This window comes from Streptomyces luomodiensis (assembly GCF_031679605.1).
GTDB lineage: Bacteria > Actinomycetota > Actinomycetes > Streptomycetales > Streptomycetaceae > Streptomyces > Streptomyces luomodiensis.
This window is the reverse complement of sequence record NZ_CP117522.1, coordinates 8,791,899-8,808,053: the sequence shown is the minus strand read 5'-3', so window position 1 is coordinate 8,808,053 and position 16,155 is coordinate 8,791,899. Positions and strand designations below refer to the sequence as shown.

The 16,155-nt window shown below is 71.8% G+C and carries 14 protein-coding genes; 12 read left to right on the top strand and 2 right to left on the bottom strand.

Going from position 1 to position 16,155, the window contains the following annotated elements:
* Positions 1–4 precede the first annotated feature (4 nt).
* Both PS467_RS37000 and PS467_RS36995 read right to left on the bottom strand, forming a co-directional pair.
* The gene (locus tag PS467_RS37000) at positions 5–661 is read right to left on the bottom strand and encodes a response regulator (protein ID WP_268976031.1); all 657 of its coding nucleotides are present in this window, start codon (positions 659–661) and stop codon (positions 5–7) included.
* Positions 658–1,860, bottom strand: coding sequence for a sensor histidine kinase (locus tag PS467_RS36995; protein ID WP_311040072.1), 1,203 nt, complete (start codon positions 1,858–1,860; stop codon positions 658–660). The genes PS467_RS37000 and PS467_RS36995 overlap by 4 nt, the downstream gene beginning before the upstream one ends.
* Positions 1,861–2,214: 354 nt before the next feature.
* On the opposite strand from PS467_RS36995, the gene PS467_RS36990 reads away from it, so the two are divergent.
* The 12 genes from PS467_RS36990 (at position 2,215) to PS467_RS36935 (ending at position 16,114) form a co-directional block, all read left to right on the top strand.
* Complete coding sequence (locus tag PS467_RS36990) at positions 2,215–3,006, top strand: class I SAM-dependent methyltransferase (RefSeq protein WP_311038907.1); 792 nt, start codon at positions 2,215–2,217, stop codon at positions 3,004–3,006.
* Between the two features lie 102 nt (positions 3,007–3,108).
* Positions 3,109–3,813 carry a GntR family transcriptional regulator gene (locus PS467_RS36985; RefSeq protein WP_268976029.1) on the top strand — a complete coding sequence of 235 codons (705 nt, stop codon included), beginning with the start codon at positions 3,109–3,111 and terminating at the stop codon, positions 3,811–3,813.
* Entirely contained in the window at positions 3,810–4,628 is an 819-nt protein-coding gene (locus PS467_RS36980) for a LamB/YcsF family protein (protein WP_268976028.1), read from the top strand. Before PS467_RS36985 ends, PS467_RS36980 begins: the two co-directional genes overlap by 4 nt.
* Positions 4,625–5,350 (top strand): 5-oxoprolinase subunit B family protein, encoded by a 726-nt coding sequence (locus PS467_RS36975; RefSeq protein ID WP_311038906.1) that lies wholly within the window; start codon positions 4,625–4,627, stop codon positions 5,348–5,350. The genes PS467_RS36980 and PS467_RS36975 overlap by 4 nt, the downstream gene beginning before the upstream one ends.
* Complete coding sequence (locus tag PS467_RS36970) at positions 5,347–6,285, top strand: 5-oxoprolinase subunit C family protein (protein WP_311038905.1); 939 nt, start codon at positions 5,347–5,349, stop codon at positions 6,283–6,285. The genes PS467_RS36975 and PS467_RS36970 overlap by 4 nt, the downstream gene beginning before the upstream one ends.
* Positions 6,286–6,351: 66 nt before the next feature.
* Positions 6,352–6,804 (top strand): VOC family protein, encoded by a 453-nt coding sequence (locus PS467_RS36965; RefSeq protein ID WP_268976025.1) that lies wholly within the window; start codon positions 6,352–6,354, stop codon positions 6,802–6,804.
* A 178-nt stretch (positions 6,805–6,982) separates the two neighbouring features.
* Positions 6,983–8,314 (top strand): MFS transporter, encoded by a 1,332-nt coding sequence (locus tag PS467_RS36960; RefSeq protein ID WP_311038904.1) that lies wholly within the window; start codon positions 6,983–6,985, stop codon positions 8,312–8,314.
* Positions 8,311–9,150, top strand: coding sequence for a putative hydro-lyase (locus PS467_RS36955; protein ID WP_311038903.1), 840 nt, complete (start codon positions 8,311–8,313; stop codon positions 9,148–9,150). Before PS467_RS36960 ends, PS467_RS36955 begins: the two co-directional genes overlap by 4 nt.
* A 74-nt stretch (positions 9,151–9,224) precedes the next feature.
* Positions 9,225–9,416, top strand: coding sequence for a putative ATP-grasp-modified RiPP (tgmA, locus tag PS467_RS36950; protein WP_268976022.1), 192 nt, complete (start codon positions 9,225–9,227; stop codon positions 9,414–9,416).
* Between the two features lie 15 nt (positions 9,417–9,431).
* Complete coding sequence (gene tgmB / locus PS467_RS36945; RefSeq protein WP_311038902.1) at positions 9,432–10,484, top strand: ATP-grasp ribosomal peptide maturase; 1,053 nt, start codon at positions 9,432–9,434, stop codon at positions 10,482–10,484.
* Positions 10,485–10,652: 168 nt separating this feature from the next.
* Positions 10,653–12,488: a glycoside hydrolase family 15 protein gene (locus tag PS467_RS36940; protein ID WP_311038901.1), complete on the top strand. Its 1,836-nt coding sequence runs from the start codon at positions 10,653–10,655 to the stop codon at positions 12,486–12,488.
* A 248-nt stretch (positions 12,489–12,736) separates the two neighbouring features.
* Positions 12,737–16,114: a pyruvate carboxylase gene (locus PS467_RS36935; protein WP_311038900.1), complete on the top strand. Its 3,378-nt coding sequence runs from the start codon at positions 12,737–12,739 to the stop codon at positions 16,112–16,114.
* Positions 16,115–16,155 lie beyond the last annotated feature (41 nt).

Here is a 16,155-nt window from a genome sequence, read left to right as displayed (position 1 = left end):
CGCCTCAGGGCAGCAGCCGCCGCTCGGTGGCCACCGCCACCGCCCCGGCCCTGGTCTCGACCCCCAATTTCCCGTAGATCCGCCCCAGATGGGTCTTGACCGTGGCCTCGCTGATGAACAGCGCTCGCGCGATGTCCCGGTTGCCCAGGCCACGGGCCAGCTGCCGGAGGATGTCGCGCTCCCGCTCGGACAGTCCGGGCCGCGGGCTGCGCATCCGGGCCAGCACCCGGTCGGCGACCGGGGCCGACAGCGCGGTACGGCCGGAGGCGGCGTTCCGGATCGCCGCGAACAGTTCCTCGGGCCGCTCGGCCTTGAGCAGATAGCCGGTGGCCCCGGCCTCGATGGCACGGGTGATGTCGGCGTCGGTGTCGAACATGGTGAGCACCAGGACGCGGGGCGCGGGCGGCTCGCCGGAGACCAGCCGCCGGGTGGCGGTCACCCCGTCCATGCCCGCCCCGAGCTGGAGGTCCATCAGCACCACATCGGGCCGGAGCCGGGCGGCCATGGCGAGGGCCTCCTCGCCGCTGCCCGCCTCGCCGACCACCTCGATGCCCTCGGTGCTGGCCAGCAGCGCACGCAGCCCGGCCCGCACCACGGCGTGGTCGTCGCAGAGCAGCAGCCGTACGGCGGGGGCGGAGGGAACCGCGGGGGTCCGGCTCATGGTGTGGTCTCCAGGGGGCGGTCGGGGACGGGGGCGGGGTGGGGTTCCAGGGGGATGGCGGCCGAGACGACCGTCCCCTCCCCGGGGTCGGATTCCACGGTGAGCGTGCCGCCCAGCTGCCGTACCCGGGCCCGCATGGCCGGCAGCCCGTGTCCACGCGACCGGTCCGTTCCGGGGGCCGGAACGGCGTCGGTGTCGAAACCACGGCCGTCGTCGGCGATGTCCAGACAGATCTGGTCGCCCATGCAGGTCAGGGTGAGCGCGGCCCGGCTCGCCCCGGCGTGCTCCCGCACATTGGCCAGCGCGCCCTGGGCGATGCGCAGCAGCGCGGCCGCCACCCGCTCGGGCAGCGGGCCGGGCGGGCCGTCGAGCCGGAAGTCCACCGCCGGCCCCGTGGCGCTCTCCCGCTCGGCGAGCGCACCGAGCGCCTGGGCCAGGGAGCGCTCGGCGAGGTCGGCCGGGGCGAGGTCCTGGACGAACCGGCGGGCCTCGGCCAGGCTGCGGGACACGATCTCAGCCGCGTCCCGCATATGGCCCCGGGCCGCCCGCGGGTCCGTCTCCCAGGTGCGGTCGGCGGCCTGCAACAGCATCCGCTGGCTGGACAGGCCCTGGGCGAGGGTGTCGTGGATCTCCGAGGACAGCCGCTGGCGCTCGGCCAGGATGCCCGCCCGCCGCTCGGTCGCGGCCAGATCGCGGCGGGTGCGGACCAGATCGTCGATCAGCACCCGCTGCCGGGCCGACTGGCGCCGCAGGTGGATGAGGACGGCGGCGGCCACGGCGGCGATGGCGGGCGGCGCGATCAGCGCGTTGGGGTCGAAGCCGTCGTGCATGAACCGCAGTTTGGAGGCGACGACCAGCGCGGTGAGTACGGCGGCCAGGGGCACCGCGAACCGGGTGGGCAGGGTGTGCAGACCGGTGAAGAACAGCGGCATGGCACACCAGGCCGCGCTCGGCGCGAGGACCAGCAGCGCGACCCATGCGGCCAGCACCGCCGCCAGCCAGACCAGGTACCGGCCGGAGGGCCGGCCGCCGGGGCCGGCCTCGGGCGCCGGCCACCGGCCGGGCAGGTAGAGCGCGCCGAAGGCCACGAAGAGCGCGATGACCCAGAGGTTCGGCGCGTCGCCGGTGTCCCGGAGCAGATAGCGCACCAGCGAGGAGCCCAGCAGCAGGAAGAACGCGATGTGCAGGACCGCCGTCAGCCACCGCTCGTCCGGGTCGTCCGGCCCGTCGGTCCCGGACCGTCCGGACCATGCCGACCACGCCGACCACGGCGCCCATCCGGGCCGTCCGACCGCCCCGACCGCTCCGACCGCCCTGACCGCCGACCGCACCCCGATCCCTCCCCTGCTCTCCGGTTCTCCTCAGTCCTAACGGGCCGGACCGGGCGCCGCATCATCCGATCGGTTGATACGTCGATCCCCCGGACCGCGCCAGGACCGGGGCCGGTCCGGGGATCCCCGCCACCGCCACGGCGCAGAGGCTGGTAGCGACATCGGCGACGCGGGAACCCATAGGCCCGCCGCGTCCGCACCCCGAGCACGAAATGAGTCCGCATGCCCGCCAAGAACCTCACCGCCAACCGCTCCGCCCTCGGTCACCGTGTCTCCTACGCGCTGCGCCATCCGCACCGCGTACCGCGCCACCTGGTCCGTGCCACCCGGGACGCCTGGCTGCGCTACCGCTACCCGGACCACGTCTCCTACTACCGCGCGGTGATGCGGTCCGACACCCGCACCAGCCCGGAGGCGGCGGTCGGCAGCCGCACCCACGAGCGGTGGCTGGCGCTGGGCGCGATGCAGTTCGACTATCTCCTCGGCCACGGTCTGCGGCCGGAACACCGGATGCTGGAGATCGGCTGCGGCAATCTGCGCGCGGGCTGGCGGTTCATCAGCCATCTGGAACCGGGTCACTACTACGGCATCGACATCTCGCCCGAGATCCTCGCGGCCGCGCAGGACACACTGGTGCGCCAGGGGCTCCAGAACCGCCTCCCCACCCTCACCCCGGTCCGCGACCTGACGCTGCGGTTCCTGCCCGACGCCCACTTCGACGTGGTGCACGCGCACAGCGTCTTCTCGCACTCGCCGCTGCCGGTCATCGAGGAGTGCCTGGCCCATGTCGGGCGCGTCATGGCGCCGGGCGGCTGGTTCGACTTCACCTTCGACCGCACCGAGGGCGTGGAACACCAGGTGCTGCGGGAGGACTTCTACTACCGCACCGAGACGCTCATCACCCTGGCGGAGAAGCACGGGCTGTCGGCCCGGTTCATGACGGACTGGGAGGAGCTGCCGCACGGTCAGTCCAAGATCCGGGTCACCCACCGGGAGGCCGGACAGACGCCGTGAGCCACCTGGCGGCCGAGGGCCCGTGTCTCGCCCGGGTAAATCTCCGGTTTCCTGCGCCGACATCCCTTGTCCCCTCCCGTGGATGCACTGTATACACGGTATATGAGTCGAGATGATCGAGGTCCGCACGGCGGTGCCGGGGGCGCCGGCACGCTCACCGATGAGCTGCGCAGGCTGATTGTCAGCGGCGTTTATCCGCCGGGCCACCGTCTTATCCAGGAAGAACTCGCGGACCGTTTCGGTGTGAGCCGCATTCCGCTCCGTGAGGCCATCCGGACCCTCAGCAGTGAGGGACTGCTGGTCACCAAGCCCGGTCAGGGCACCTTTGTGACCCAGCTGGACCTGGATGAGATCGATGAAATCTACAATCTCCGGCGGCTGATCGAGCCGAGTTTCGCCGAGCATGTCACCGAGCGGGTTTCCCGACGCGACATCAGCAGATTCGAGAAGATGGTCGCGCATATGGACCGCGTCCAGGACGTCGGCGCGGATTCCTGGTCCCGGACGAATCTCGCCTTCCATCTCGACATGTACCGGCTCGCCCGGCTGCCCATGCGGTACGAGATCATCGCGCAGATGTACCACCGGCTGGAGCCGTACTCACGGTTCTATGTGCACGGCACCTCGGCGTACGAGCGGGTGCAGTGCGAGCACTCGGCGATGGTCGGCGCGCTGGCCGACGGCGACGCCGAGGAGCTGGCCCGGCAGATCATGGCGCATATCGACGGCGGTCAGCGGGGGCTGCACGCCGCGTGGGAGAACAGCACCGACACCATCCGGGCGTACTGGGCGGAGTCGGCGCGATGAGCGTGGCCATCAACAGCGATGTGGGCGAGGGGTTCGGGGCGTGGGGCCCGGCCGATGAGGGCCCCCTGCTCGACCAGGTCACGGCCGCCAACGTGGCCTGCGGCTTCCACGCGGGCGACCCCGACATCCTGCGGCGCACCTGTGAGGCGAGCGCGGCGCGCGGTGTGGCGATCGGCGCCCAGGTCTCCTACCGGGATCTGGCGGGCTTCGGCCGGCGCTTCATCGACGTACCACCGGCCACCTTGGTCAATGAACTGCTGTACCAGATGGGCGCGTTGGAGGTGTTCGCCCGGCTGGCCGGGAGCCGGGTCAGCTATGTGAAGGCCCATGGCGCGCTCTACAACACCGCGGCGCACCACGGTGGCCACGCGGCCGCCCTGGTCGAGGCGGTGGCCCGGTACGACCGGAGCCTGCCGCTGCTGTGCCAGCCCCGTACGGAGGTCTGGTCGCGAGCCGTCCAGGCGGGGCTGTGCCCGCTGGCCGAGGGATTCGCGGACCGCGGCTACACGGACGAGGGGCTGCTGGTGGCCCGCTCGCAGCCGGGTGCGCTGATCACCGACCCCGAGGAGGCGGCCCGGCGCGCGGTGCGCATGGCCGAGTCGGGGACGGTGACCTCGGTGACCGGCCGTACGGTGCGGATCGCCCCGGACGGCGGGGCGGTGGCGGCGGTGTGCGTGCACAGCGACACCCCCGGGGCGGTGGCCATCGCCGCGGCGGTGCGCGCGGGGCTGGCCTCCGCCGGTATCGAGGTCGGTGTGCCGTGCGCGCCGTCCGCCGGGAGCCGGGACCTGGCCGAGGCCACGGTGCGCCCATGACCGACATATCGACGGCGGCCGCGTCAACGGCAGCCACGACGGCCCCGGCGTCCCCGGCAGCCCCGGCGGCCGCGGCCGCAGCGGATCGGGCGGTGCTGCGCCGGGCCGGCGACCGGGGCTGGCTGATCGACTGCCGCGCGCTGCGCCCCGCCCAGCTGGCCACCGCGATCCGGGAGCGGCGCTGGGCGCGGGAGCTGCGGGAGGTCGTCCCCGCCGCCAGGACCGTCCTGGTGGTGGCCGAGGACGGGGCCGGGATGGACCGGCTGGCGGCGCGGCTGCGCGCACTGCTGGACGAGGGCGCGGGAGGGCCCGGCCGGGCCGGGTCCGCCGCCGCGCCGCGCACGGTGGTGATTCCCGTCCGCTACGACGGACCGGATCTGGCGGCGGTGGCCGAGCGCGCCGGGGTCTCGCCCGAGGAGGTCGCCCGGCTCCACACCGAGGCCGAACACACGGTGGCCTTCTTCGGGTTCGCGCCCGGCTTCGCCTATCTGGACGGTCTGCCCGAGCCGCTGCGGCTGCCCCGGCTGACCAGCCCCCGGGCCCGGGTGCCCGCGGGGGTGGTGGCCATCGCCGGGAACCAGTCGGTGGTCTACCCCGGGGGCACTCCCGGCGGCTGGCACCAGATCGGCACCACCACGACCCGGTTGTGGGACGTGACCGCCGAACCGCCCAACCGGCTCTCGGTCGGCGACCGCGTCGTCTTCCGGGCGGTCGGCTCATGACGGCCGCCGCGGTCGAGAGCCCCAGGGCCTCGGCGCGTCACGCCGGTGCGGACGCCCGGCTGACCGTGGCCGACGCGGGAATGGGCACCAGCGTCCAGGATCTGGGCCGGCCGGGGCTGGCGCATCTGGGCGTGCCCGCGGCGGGTCCCGCCGACCGGCGCGGCTTCACCCTCGCCAACCGGCTGGTCGGGAACCCGGAGAACACCCCGGCCCTGGAGACGACGCTCGGCGGACTGGTCGTCACGCTGTCCCGGTCCCGCTATGTGGCGGTCACCGGCGCACCGGCCCCGGTCACGGTGGACGGGGTGCCGGTGAGCGAACCGGCCCTGGTCCATCTGCCCGCCGGGGCCCGGCTGGCGATCGGCCGCCCCTGGGCCGGCTGCCGGACCTATCTGGCCGTCTCCGGCGGCGTCGAGGCGGAGCGGGTGCTCGGCTCGGCCTCGCGTGACTCGCTCACCGGGCTCGGCCCGGAACCGGTCCGCGCCGGGACGGTGCTCGGCATCGGCCCCGCGCGTCCGGTCCCCGCGGTCCCGCTGGAGCTGGCGTTCAGCCCGGTGCCCGGCGGCGGTTCGATGACCGCCCGGTTCCGGTGGGGGCCGCGGCACGATCTGTTCAGCGCCGCCGACCGGCACCGGCTGACCGCGACCGCCTGGCGGGTCTCCGCGCAGTGCGACCGGGTGGGCGCGCGGCTGACCGGTCCGCCGCTGTCGATCGGCTCGGTCGATCTGGCCAGCGAGGGGACCGTACGCGGCGCCATCCAGGTGCCGCCCTCCGGAGAGCCGATCGTCTTCCTGTCCGACCACCCGGTCACCGGCGGCTATCCCGTCATCGGTGTGCTCACGGACGCCGACTGCGATCTCCTCGGCCAGGCCGTCCCCGGGGACGAGCTGCGGCTGGTGCCCGCGCCGTCCGCCACACCGCGCCGGTCCCCCTGAACCATCTGTCCCATCCATCTGTCCCATCGCATAGGTCAACTCCGCTATCAGTTAAGGAAATACGCCATGACCGCACAGTCCCCCGACCTCGTCCCGTTCCACCTGGCCATCCCCGTCGACGACATCGACGCCGCCCGTGAGTTCTACGGCAAGGTGCTCGGCTTCTCCGAGGGCCGCTCGGACACCAAGTGGATCGACTGGAACTTCCGCGGCCACCAGGTGGTCACCCACCAGGTGGGCGACGGCCCGTCGAAGACGCCGCGCGACGGTATCGCCGGGACCAACCCGGTCGACGGTCACCAGGTGCCCGTACCGCACTTCGGCCTGGTGCTCCCGGTGCCGGAGTTCCAGGAGCTCGCGGAGCGGCTCACGGCGCGGGGCACCGACTTCGTCATCGAGCCGTACGTCCGCTTCCAGGGCGAGCCGGGCGAGCAGTGGACGATGTTCTTCCTCGACCCCGCCGGAAACGCCCTGGAGTTCAAGGCGTTCGCCGACCTCGGGCAGCTCTTCGCGGTCTGAGCCGAACACCGCGCCGGCCCGGCAGACGACGGTCATCAGCAGGAGGACTGGTCCCGCGGATGACCGTCGCACGGGCCCCCGGCGCGATGAACCCATCCGTCCGCGCGCCAACGCGGACGCGCATCACCCGTCTGCCATCACATCCCAGCCACAGGACAGGTCAGACCCGGAGGGCTCCATGGCGAGCGTACCAACGTCAGTGAACACCCCAGGGCCCGCCGCGGCGGACCCGGACCGGCCCGCGCACGACCCGCGCCCCCGCAGGGCGGCGCTGGCCGCCGCGGCGGGAACCGCCATCGAATACTACGAGTTCGGTGTCTACGGCTATCTGGCCGTCGTCCTCGGACCGCACTTCTTTCCCGGCGACGACCCCACCGCCGCCCTGCTGGCCACGCTGGCGGTCTTCGGCAGCGCCTTCCTGATGCGGCCGCTGGGCGGTGTGCTCCTCGGCCGCCTCGGGGACCGCGTCGGCCGCAAGCCGGTGCTGATCCTCACCGTGGTGGGCATGGGCACCGCCACCATGGCCGTCGGGCTGCTGCCGACGGCCGACACCGTCGGGGTGGCCGCTCCCTTCGCACTGCTGCTGGTGCGCCTCGCCCAGGGGTTCTTCGCGGGCGGGGAGGTGACCGGTTCGGCCACCTATCTCGCCGAGGCGGCGCCGCCCGGCAGGCGGGGCTTCTTCGGCGCGTTCACCCCGGTCGGGGTGGCCCTCGGCGGTGGCGCGGCCGCGCTGGTGGCGGGGGTGGTCTCGACCGTGCTGAGCGAGCGTCAGCTGGAGGCGTACGGCTGGCGGATCCCGTTCCTGCTGTCGTTCCCGCTGATCCTGGTGGCGCTGGCGGCCCGCCGCCATCTGGCGGACTCCGAGGCGTTCCTGGAGAAGAAGCGGGACCGCGCCACGGCCAAGGCGCCGCTGCGCGAGGTGCTGACCCGCCATCGCGGTCCGGTGCTCAAGGTCACGCTGCTGGCCACCGGGTCCAACTGCGGCTACTGGGTGGGCCTGATCTTCATGAACATCTATCTCACCTCCAACCTGGGCTATCCCAAGTCCTCCACCTTCTGGATCATGGGCGGGATCGGGCTGTTCGTGGCCTGTCTGATGCCCCTGTTCGGGGCACTCTCCGACCGCCTGGGCCGCAAGAAGGTCATCACCCTCGGCTTCGCCGGGTACGGCGTCCTGGTCATCCCCGCCATGCTGGTGATGGGGCTCGGCAACTTCCCGCTGGCCATCCTCGCCATGGTCGTCCTGGCGGTGCCGATGCCGATCGTCCAGTCGGTGACGTACCCGACCTACGCCGAGCTCTTCCCCACCGAAGTGCGCTACACCGGGCTGTCGTTCAGCTTCAACATCGGCACCATCCTCGGCGGCGGGCTGAGCCCCTATCTGGCCACCTGGCTGATCGACGGTACCGGCAACCTGCTGGCGCCCGGCTACCTGCTGATGGGCGCCGTGGTGATCGCCCTGCTCACCCTGCGCACGGTCAAGGAATCCAGCCGGGAGGCGCTGGCATGACCTCGCGCACCCCCGTGCCGTCCACCGCCGCCGCGCTGCGCGACCTCGCGGCGCGCGGCGAGTGGACCGGCCCCACAGCAGGCATCCTGGACGGCTACCAGCAGGCCAATCTGGTGGTGGTTCCCCACGACCTGGCCTTCGACTTCCTGCTCTACTGTGTCCGCAATCCGGCGCCCTGCCCGGTCCTCGCGGTCACCGAACCGGGCGATCCGGTGGTGCGCCTCGGGGACACCGTGGCGGATCTGCGCACCGATCTGCCCCGCTACCGCGTGTGGCGGCGCGGCCAACTGGTCGACGAGCCCCATGACATCACCGCGTACTGGCGCGAGGACGCGGTCGGCTTCCTGCTGGGGTGCAGCCACACCTTCGAGGGGCCGCTGCGCCGGGCCGGGGTCCCCGTGCGGTACGCCGCCTCGTCCGCGGCCCCCGCGGTCTATGTGACCGATGTGCCGACCCAGCCGGCCGGCCGGCTCTCCGGTCCCCTGGTCGTCAGCATGCGGGCGGTGCCCGGTCCGCTGGTCGCGCGGGCGGTCGAGGTCACCTCGCGCTATCCGACCGGGCACGGCGCGCCGGTGCACATCGGGGATCCGGCGGAGCTCGGCATCACCGACCTCGGCCGGCCGGATTTCGGGCCGCCGCCGGTCATCGAGCCGGGCGACACCCCGGTGTTCTGGGCCTGTGGAGTCACTCCGCAGCTGGTGCTGCCCTCGGCGGCGGCCGACTATTCGATGACGCATTACCCCGGGCATATGTTGGTCTTCGACCACTCCATAGATGTTCCACAGGATTGTGTGACACACTTCATATCGCAACACAGAGGACAAAATCGCCGCTAGTGAGTGCCGTAGACTTTTCGTACGTACTGTTGCGTGGTGGATAGACGAATACATGGAGCACCAAGAGGTCACTCATGCAGCCCTTCGTACTGAAGCACGCAATCCCCGCCGAGCGCTCGTCGGTCAGTGTTCCCTACGCCTATAACGCCGCCCTGCAGATGAATGTCCTCTCCGACGGCCGCCCGGCCATCGCCGACCGGGCGGTGCTGCTGGCGACCGGCACCACCACGTCCACAGCTGGGTCCAAGACGCACTTCGACGACTGACCTGCGCAGACGTCGATGACGGTACTCATCCTGACCTGTCGCCAGGATGTCACCGCCGACTTGGTGGTGGCGGAGCTGCGCGAACAAGGCGTCCCTCTGGTGCGTTTCGATCCGGCCGACCTTCCGGACCGGGCCGCCCTGTCGGCCGAATTCGACCGTGGTGACTTCACGGGATATCTGTCGACCGAGGGACGCCTTGTCGGCATCCACGGTTTGCGGTCCATCTGGGTACGAAGACCGGGCCGGCCCGCGGCCCACGCGGCGAATCCGTCGGAGTGGCTGACGGCCGAGTGCGGACAGGCCCTCTACGGGATGCTCTACGCCACGACGGCGCGCTGGATGAACCACCCGGGCGCCGCCGAACCGGCCCGCCACAAACCCTTCCAGTTACGCGTCGCCCAGCACAGCGGTTTCGCCGTGCCCTCGACCCTCGTCACCACCTATCCGCGCGCGGCGCGGGATTTCGCCGTCCGGTGCGCGGACATCGTGGTGAAATCCGCCTCCGGTCCGCCGTCCGTCGATCCCCCGGTCGCGCTGCCCACGACCCGCATCGGACCGGACGCGGATTTCTCCGATGTCGCGGCCGCGGCCACCCTTCTTCAGCGCTACATTCCCAAACGGGCCGACATCCGGCTGTTCTGCGTCGGCGCCGAGTTATTCGCCGCGCGCAAGACCGCCGCCTCCGGCCAGGTGGACGGGCGCTTCGGTTGTCATGGTCACCCCTGGGAGCCCGTGGCGGTGCCCGCCAGAATCGCGAAGTCCGTCCACGCGTACATGACCTTCACCGGTCTCGCCTACGGGGCGTTCGACTTCGCCGAGGACGCCGATGGCGGCTGGTGGTTCCTGGAGTGCAACCAGGGCGGCCAATTCGGCTTCGTCGAGCTGGAGACCGGTCAGCCCATCGCGGCGGCGGTCGCGTCCTGGCTGGCGGCGCCGCACACCGCGCGGCCACGGCGCTCACCACCCGCACCACGGAGCGCCGAGCCCCCGGGGGCGCCGCCAATGCCCCCGCCGGAAGCCCCACCGGAAACCCCGCCGGGCATCCGGCCCACGCACCACGGCCTGTGACCGCACACGGTCGGTGACGACCAGGTCACGCGGAGGAGGCGTGGGCCGGGGCCCGGCGAGGCCGCGCGGCTGACGGCCGCGCCGGACCGGCCCGTCGGTCGTATGCTGAACCGAGAGCGTGCCGCCCACGACTGAAGCCTGTCCCTCCCCTCGGCGCGGGAGGTCTCCATGACCGTCCCCGGAAGCACCCGCCCGCACACGGCGGACGCGTACTGCTATGTGCCGATCGCCGAGCACGGGCTGATCGGCGATCTGCGCACGGCCGCGCTCGTCGACACATGCGGCACCATCGACTGGTACTGCCCGGTCCGCTTCGACGCGCCCAGTGTGTTCGCATCGATCCTGGACGCCGACCGCGGCGGTTCGTTCCGGCTCGCACCGGATGTGCCCGCCCGGACCAAGCAGTTCTACTTCCCCGACACCAACATCCTCATCACCCGGTTCTTCGCGGACGACGGGGTCGCCGAGGTCCAGGACTTCATGCCGATCGTGGACGACTCCCGCGAGGCGGACCGGCACCGGCTGATCCGCCGGGTGCTGTGCGTACGCGGATCGCTGCCGTTCACCGCGCGGGTGGCGCCCCGGTTCGACTACGCCCGGCAGTCGCACACGGTGCGCACCGGGGAGGGGCTCACGGTCTTCGAGTCCCCGGAGCTGTCGCTGGCGCTGACGTCCACTGTCACCGTGGAGGCCGACGGGCCCGATGTGGTGTCCTCGTTCAAGCTGGTCGAGGGCGAGACCGCGGTTTTCGCGCTCGACCGGATCGGCGGTGCGGTGCGGCCGCGCAGCTGTCCGCTGACGGAGGCGGGGCAGCTGTTCGACGCCACCGTGCGCTACTGGCGGCGCTGGCTCGCGCAGTCCCGCTACCGCGGGCGGTGGCGGGAGATGGTGCACCGCTCGGCGCTCACCCTCAAGCTGCTCACCTACGCGCCGACCGGCGCCATCGTGGCGGCCCCGACGACCAGCCTGCCCGAGCAGATCGGCGGCGAGCGCAACTGGGACTACCGGTACGTGTGGATCCGCGATGCCGCGTTCTGCATCTACGCACTGCTGAGGCTGGGCTTCACCCAGGAGGCCGAGGCGTTCGTGCACTTCCTGTCGGAGGACATCCGCCTGGGCGACGGCCCCAGCGGCCCCCTGCAGATCATGTACGGCATCGACGGCCGCAGCGAACTCCCCGAGCAGACCCTCACCCACCTGGCGGGCCACCTGGACTCCTCCCCGGTCCGGGTCGGCAACGCCGCGGTCCACCAGCTCCAACTGGACATCTACGGGGCGCTGGTGGACTCCCTCTACCTCTACGACAAATGGGGACAGCCGCTGGCCAGCGACCACTGGGACACCGTCTGCGAACTGGTCGGCTGGGTCTGCGACAACTGGGACCAGCCCGATATGAGCGTCTGGGAGACCCGCGCCGGCCCGCAGCGCTTCCTGTACTCGGCGCTGATGTGCTGGGTCGCGATCGAGCGGGCGATGCGCATCGCCCGCCACCGCGGACTGCCCGCGGACGTACTGCGCTGGGCACGGGCGCGCGACGCCATCTACCGCCGGATCATGCGCTGCGGCTGGTCGCCGCGGCGGCGCGCGTTCGTGCAGCACGAGGGCGAGGACGTGCTGGACGCCTCGGTGCTGATGATGCCGCTGGCCAAGTTCATCTCCCCCACCGACCCCAAGTGGCTGTCCACCCTGGACGCGCTGGGCGAGGAGCTGGTGTCCGATTCGCTGGTCTACCGCTACGACCCCACGGCCAGCCCGGACGGGCTGCGCGGCGCGGAGGGCACCTTCTCGATCTGCTCGTTCTGGTACGTCGAGGCGCTGTCCCGGGCCGGCCGGGTGGACGAGGCGCGGCTGGCCTTCGAGAAGATGCTCACCTACGCCAACCATCTGGGGCTGTACGCGGAGGAGATCGGCCGCACCGGTGAACAGATCGGCAACTTCCCGCAGGCGTTCACCCATCTCTCGCTCATCAGCGCCGCGTTCAACCTGGACCGGGCCCTGGGCTGACCCCGGGAGCGCCGGGGAGCCCTGGGATACCCGATCCGGAGCCCTTCCGGTCCTGAGCCCGGCCTTTCACCCGGCGCGCACGCGGAACCACTCACGGTGGTCACGCCACCATGGATGAGTGGACCGGGCGCCGTACCGCACACCGTCCGGGAGAACTCGATCACACACCGGGCACCCTTCGTGGTGTGCGGCAGTAGGGTTCGCCGACAAGTGTGTGTTGGTACCCGCGCAGGTAGAAGGGATCGGGCATGTTCCGCAAGGTGCTGGTCGCCAATCGTGGAGAGATCGCCATTCGCGCCTTCCGCGCCGGCTATGAACTGGGCGCGAGAACCGTCGCCGTGTTCCCGCACGAGGACCGCAACTCGCTGCACCGGCTGAAGGCCGATGAGGCGTATGAGATCGGTGCGCCGGGCCATCCGGTGCGGGCCTATCTCTCCGTCGAGGAGATCGTCCGCGCGGCGCAGCGGGCGGGCGCCGACGCGGTGTACCCCGGATACGGCTTCCTCTCCGAGAACCCCGAGCTCGCGCGCGCCTGCGAGGAGGCGGGGATCACCTTCGTCGGCCCCAGCGCCCAGATCCTGGAGCTCACCGGGAACAAGGCGCGTGCGGTGGCCGCGGCCCGCGCGGCCGGGGTGCCGGTGCTCGGCTCCTCCGAGCCGTCGACCGATGTGGATGAGCTGGTGCGGGCCGCGGACGAGCTCGGCTTCCCGGTGTTCGTCAAGGCCGTCGCCGGTGGTGGCGGGCGCGGGATGCGCCGGGTGGAGAGCCGGGAGGCGCTGCGCGAGGCCATCGAGGCGGCGTCGCGGGAGGCCGAGTCCGCCTTCGGCGATCCCACGGTCTTCCTGGAGAAGGCCGTGGTGGAACCCCGCCATATCGAGGTGCAGATCCTCGCCGACGGACAGGGCGATGTGATCCACCTGTTCGAGCGTGACTGTTCGGTGCAGCGGCGCCACCAGAAGGTGATCGAGCTGGCGCCCGCGCCCAACCTCGACCCGGAGCTGCGGGCGCGCATCTGCGCGGACGCGGTGAAGTTCGCCCGGCAGATCGGCTATCGCAACGCGGGCACCGTGGAGTTCCTGCTCGACCGCGACGGCCGCCATGTGTTCATCGAGATGAATCCGCGGATCCAGGTCGAGCACACGGTCACCGAGGAGATCACCGACGTCGATCTGGTGCAGGCGCAGCTGCGCATCGCCGCCGGTCAGACGCTGGCCGACCTGGGGCTCGCGCAGGACACCGTGTATCTGCGGGGCGCGGCCCTACAGTGCCGGATCACCACCGAGGACCCGGCCAACGGCTTCCGCCCGGACACCGGGATGATCAGCGCGTACCGCTCACCGGGTGGCTCGGGCATCCGGCTGGACGGCGGCACCACCCACGCCGGTGCCGAGATCAGCGCCCACTTCGACTCGATGCTGGTCAAGCTGACCTGCCGGGGCCGGGACTTCGCCAGCGCGGTCGGCCGCGCCCGGCGCGCGGTGGCGGAGTTCCGCATCCGCGGCGTGTCCACGAACATCCCCTTCCTCCAGGCCGTGCTGGACGATCCGGATTTCCGGGCCGGGCAGGTCACCACGTCGTTCATCGAGCAGCGGCCGCATCTGCTGACCGCGCGCCACTCCGCCGACCGCGGTACCAAGCTGCTCACCTATCTCGCCGATGTCACGGTGAACAAGCCCCACGGCGCACGGCCCCATCTGATCGACGCCGTCACCAAGCTGCCCCCGGTGCCGGACACCGCGCCGCCGGCCGGTTCCAAGCAGCGGCTGACCGAGCTGGGCCCGGAGGGTTTCGCGCGCTGGCTGCGCGAGTCGCCGACGATCGGTGTCACCGACACCACCTTCCGGGACGCGCATCAGTCGCTGCTGGCCACCCGGGTCCGCACCAAGGACCTGCTGGCCGTGGCGCCGGTGGTGGCGCGGACCGTGCCGCAGCTGCTGTCGCTGGAGTGCTGGGGCGGGGCCACCTACGACGTGGCGCTGCGCTTCCTCGCCGAGGACCCCTGGGAGCGGCTCGCCAAGCTGCGCGAGGCGGTGCCGAACATCTGTCTGCAGATGCTGCTGCGCGGCCGCAACACCGTGGGCTACACGCCGTACCCGACCGAGGTGACCACCGCGTTCGTACGGGAGGCCACGGCCACCGGGATCGACATCTTCCGGATCTTCGACGCGCTCAACGACATCGGGCAGATGCGGCCCGCGATCGACGCGGTGCGGGAGACCGGCACCGCGATCGCCGAGGTGGCGCTCTGCTACACCTCGGATCTCTCCGATCCGGCGGAGCGGCTCTACACCCTGGACTACTATCTGCGGCTGGCCGAGCAGATCGTGGACGCGGGTGCGCATGTGCTGGCCATCAAGGACATGGCGGGGCTGCTGCGCGCACCGGCCGCGGCCACGCTGGTGTCCGCGCTGCGCAGGGAGTTCGACCTGCCGGTGCACATCCACACCCATGACACCGCGGGCGGTCAGCTCGCCACCTATCTCGCGGCGGTCCAGGCCGGTGCGGACGCGGTGGACGGTGCGGTGGCCTCCATGGCGGGCACCACCTCCCAGCCGTCGCTGTCGGCGATCGTGGCCGCCACCGACCACTCCGACCGGCCGACCGGGCTGGATCTGGAGGCGATCGGCGGGCTGGAGCCGTACTGGGAGGCGGTGCGCAAGGTCTACGCACCGTTCGAGGCGGGCCTGGCCTCGCCGACCGGGCGGGTGTACCACCATGAGATCCCCGGCGGTCAGCTGTCCAATCTGCGCACCCAGGCCATCGCGCTGGGCCTCGGCGACCGCTTCGAGGAGATCGAGGCGATGTACACGGCCGCGGACCGGATCCTGGGCCATCTGGTGAAGGTCACCCCGTCCTCGAAGGTGGTCGGCGATCTCGCGCTGCACCTGGTGGGGGCGGGGGTGTCACCGGAGGACTTCGAGGCGGAGCCGGGCCGGTACGACATCCCGGACTCGGTGATCGGGTTCCTCCGCGGCGAGCTGGGCAATCCGCCGGGCGGCTGGCCCGAGCCGTTCCGCAGCAAGGCGCTGGCGGGCCGCGCCGACGCCAAGCCGACCGACGGGGAGCTGTCCGCGGAGGACCGGGAGCAGTTGGAGAAGGATCCGCGGGCCACGCTGAACCGGCTGCTCTTCCCCGGCCCGACCAAGGAGTTCGAGGCGCATCGGCAGGCCCACGGCGACACCAGCGTGCTGGACAGCAAGGACTTCTTCTACGGGCTGCGCCCGCAGCAGGAGTACACGGTGGACCTCGAGCCCGGTGTCCGGCTGCTGATCGAGCTGGAGGCCATCGGCGACGCCGACGAGCGCGGTATGCGCACGGTGATGGCCTCGCTGAACGGGCAGTTGCGCCCGATCCAGGTGCGGGACACCTCGGCGGCCACCGATGTGCCGGTCACCGAGAAGGCCGACCGGAGCAACCCCGGCCATGTGGCGGCGCCCTTCGCGGGCGTGGTGACGCTGGCGGTGGCCGAGGGCGATCAGGTGGAGGCCGGTGCCACCGTGGCGACGATCGAGGCGATGAAGATGGAGGCCACCATCGCGGCCCCCAAGAGCGGGACCGTGTCGCGCATCGCCATCAGCACCATCCAGCAGGTGGAAGGCGGCGATCTGCTGGTCGCCCTGGTCTGAGCCGGCAGCGGTGAACAGCCGCCGCCACCCGGTCCCCGGCC

What these genes read in the sequence shown, in the direction of transcription:
- PS467_RS36980 (WP_268976028.1), top strand. Translation starts at nt 3,810, where the DNA reads ATGAGCGTGGCCATCAACAGCGATGTGGGCGAGGGGTTCGGGGCGTGG.
- PS467_RS36990 (WP_311038907.1), top strand. Translation starts at nt 2,215, where the DNA reads ATGCCCGCCAAGAACCTCACCGCCAACCGCTCCGCCCTCGGTCACCGT.
- tgmA (WP_268976022.1), top strand. Translation starts at nt 9,225, where the DNA reads ATGCAGCCCTTCGTACTGAAGCACGCAATCCCCGCCGAGCGCTCGTCG.
- PS467_RS36970 (WP_311038905.1), top strand. Translation starts at nt 5,347, where the DNA reads ATGACGGCCGCCGCGGTCGAGAGCCCCAGGGCCTCGGCGCGTCACGCC.
- tgmB (WP_311038902.1), top strand. Translation starts at nt 9,432, where the DNA reads ATGACGGTACTCATCCTGACCTGTCGCCAGGATGTCACCGCCGACTTG.
- PS467_RS36935 (WP_311038900.1), top strand. Translation starts at nt 12,737, where the DNA reads ATGTTCCGCAAGGTGCTGGTCGCCAATCGTGGAGAGATCGCCATTCGC.
- PS467_RS36960 (WP_311038904.1), top strand. Translation starts at nt 6,983, where the DNA reads ATGGCGAGCGTACCAACGTCAGTGAACACCCCAGGGCCCGCCGCGGCG.
- PS467_RS37000 (WP_268976031.1), bottom strand. Translation starts at nt 661, where the DNA reads ATGAGCCGGACCCCCGCGGTTCCCTCCGCCCCCGCCGTACGGCTGCTG.
- PS467_RS36985 (WP_268976029.1), top strand. Translation starts at nt 3,109, where the DNA reads ATGAGTCGAGATGATCGAGGTCCGCACGGCGGTGCCGGGGGCGCCGGC.
- PS467_RS36955 (WP_311038903.1), top strand. Translation starts at nt 8,311, where the DNA reads ATGACCTCGCGCACCCCCGTGCCGTCCACCGCCGCCGCGCTGCGCGAC.
- PS467_RS36965 (WP_268976025.1), top strand. Translation starts at nt 6,352, where the DNA reads ATGACCGCACAGTCCCCCGACCTCGTCCCGTTCCACCTGGCCATCCCC.
- PS467_RS36940 (WP_311038901.1), top strand. Translation starts at nt 10,653, where the DNA reads ATGACCGTCCCCGGAAGCACCCGCCCGCACACGGCGGACGCGTACTGC.
- PS467_RS36975 (WP_311038906.1), top strand. Translation starts at nt 4,625, where the DNA reads ATGACCGACATATCGACGGCGGCCGCGTCAACGGCAGCCACGACGGCC.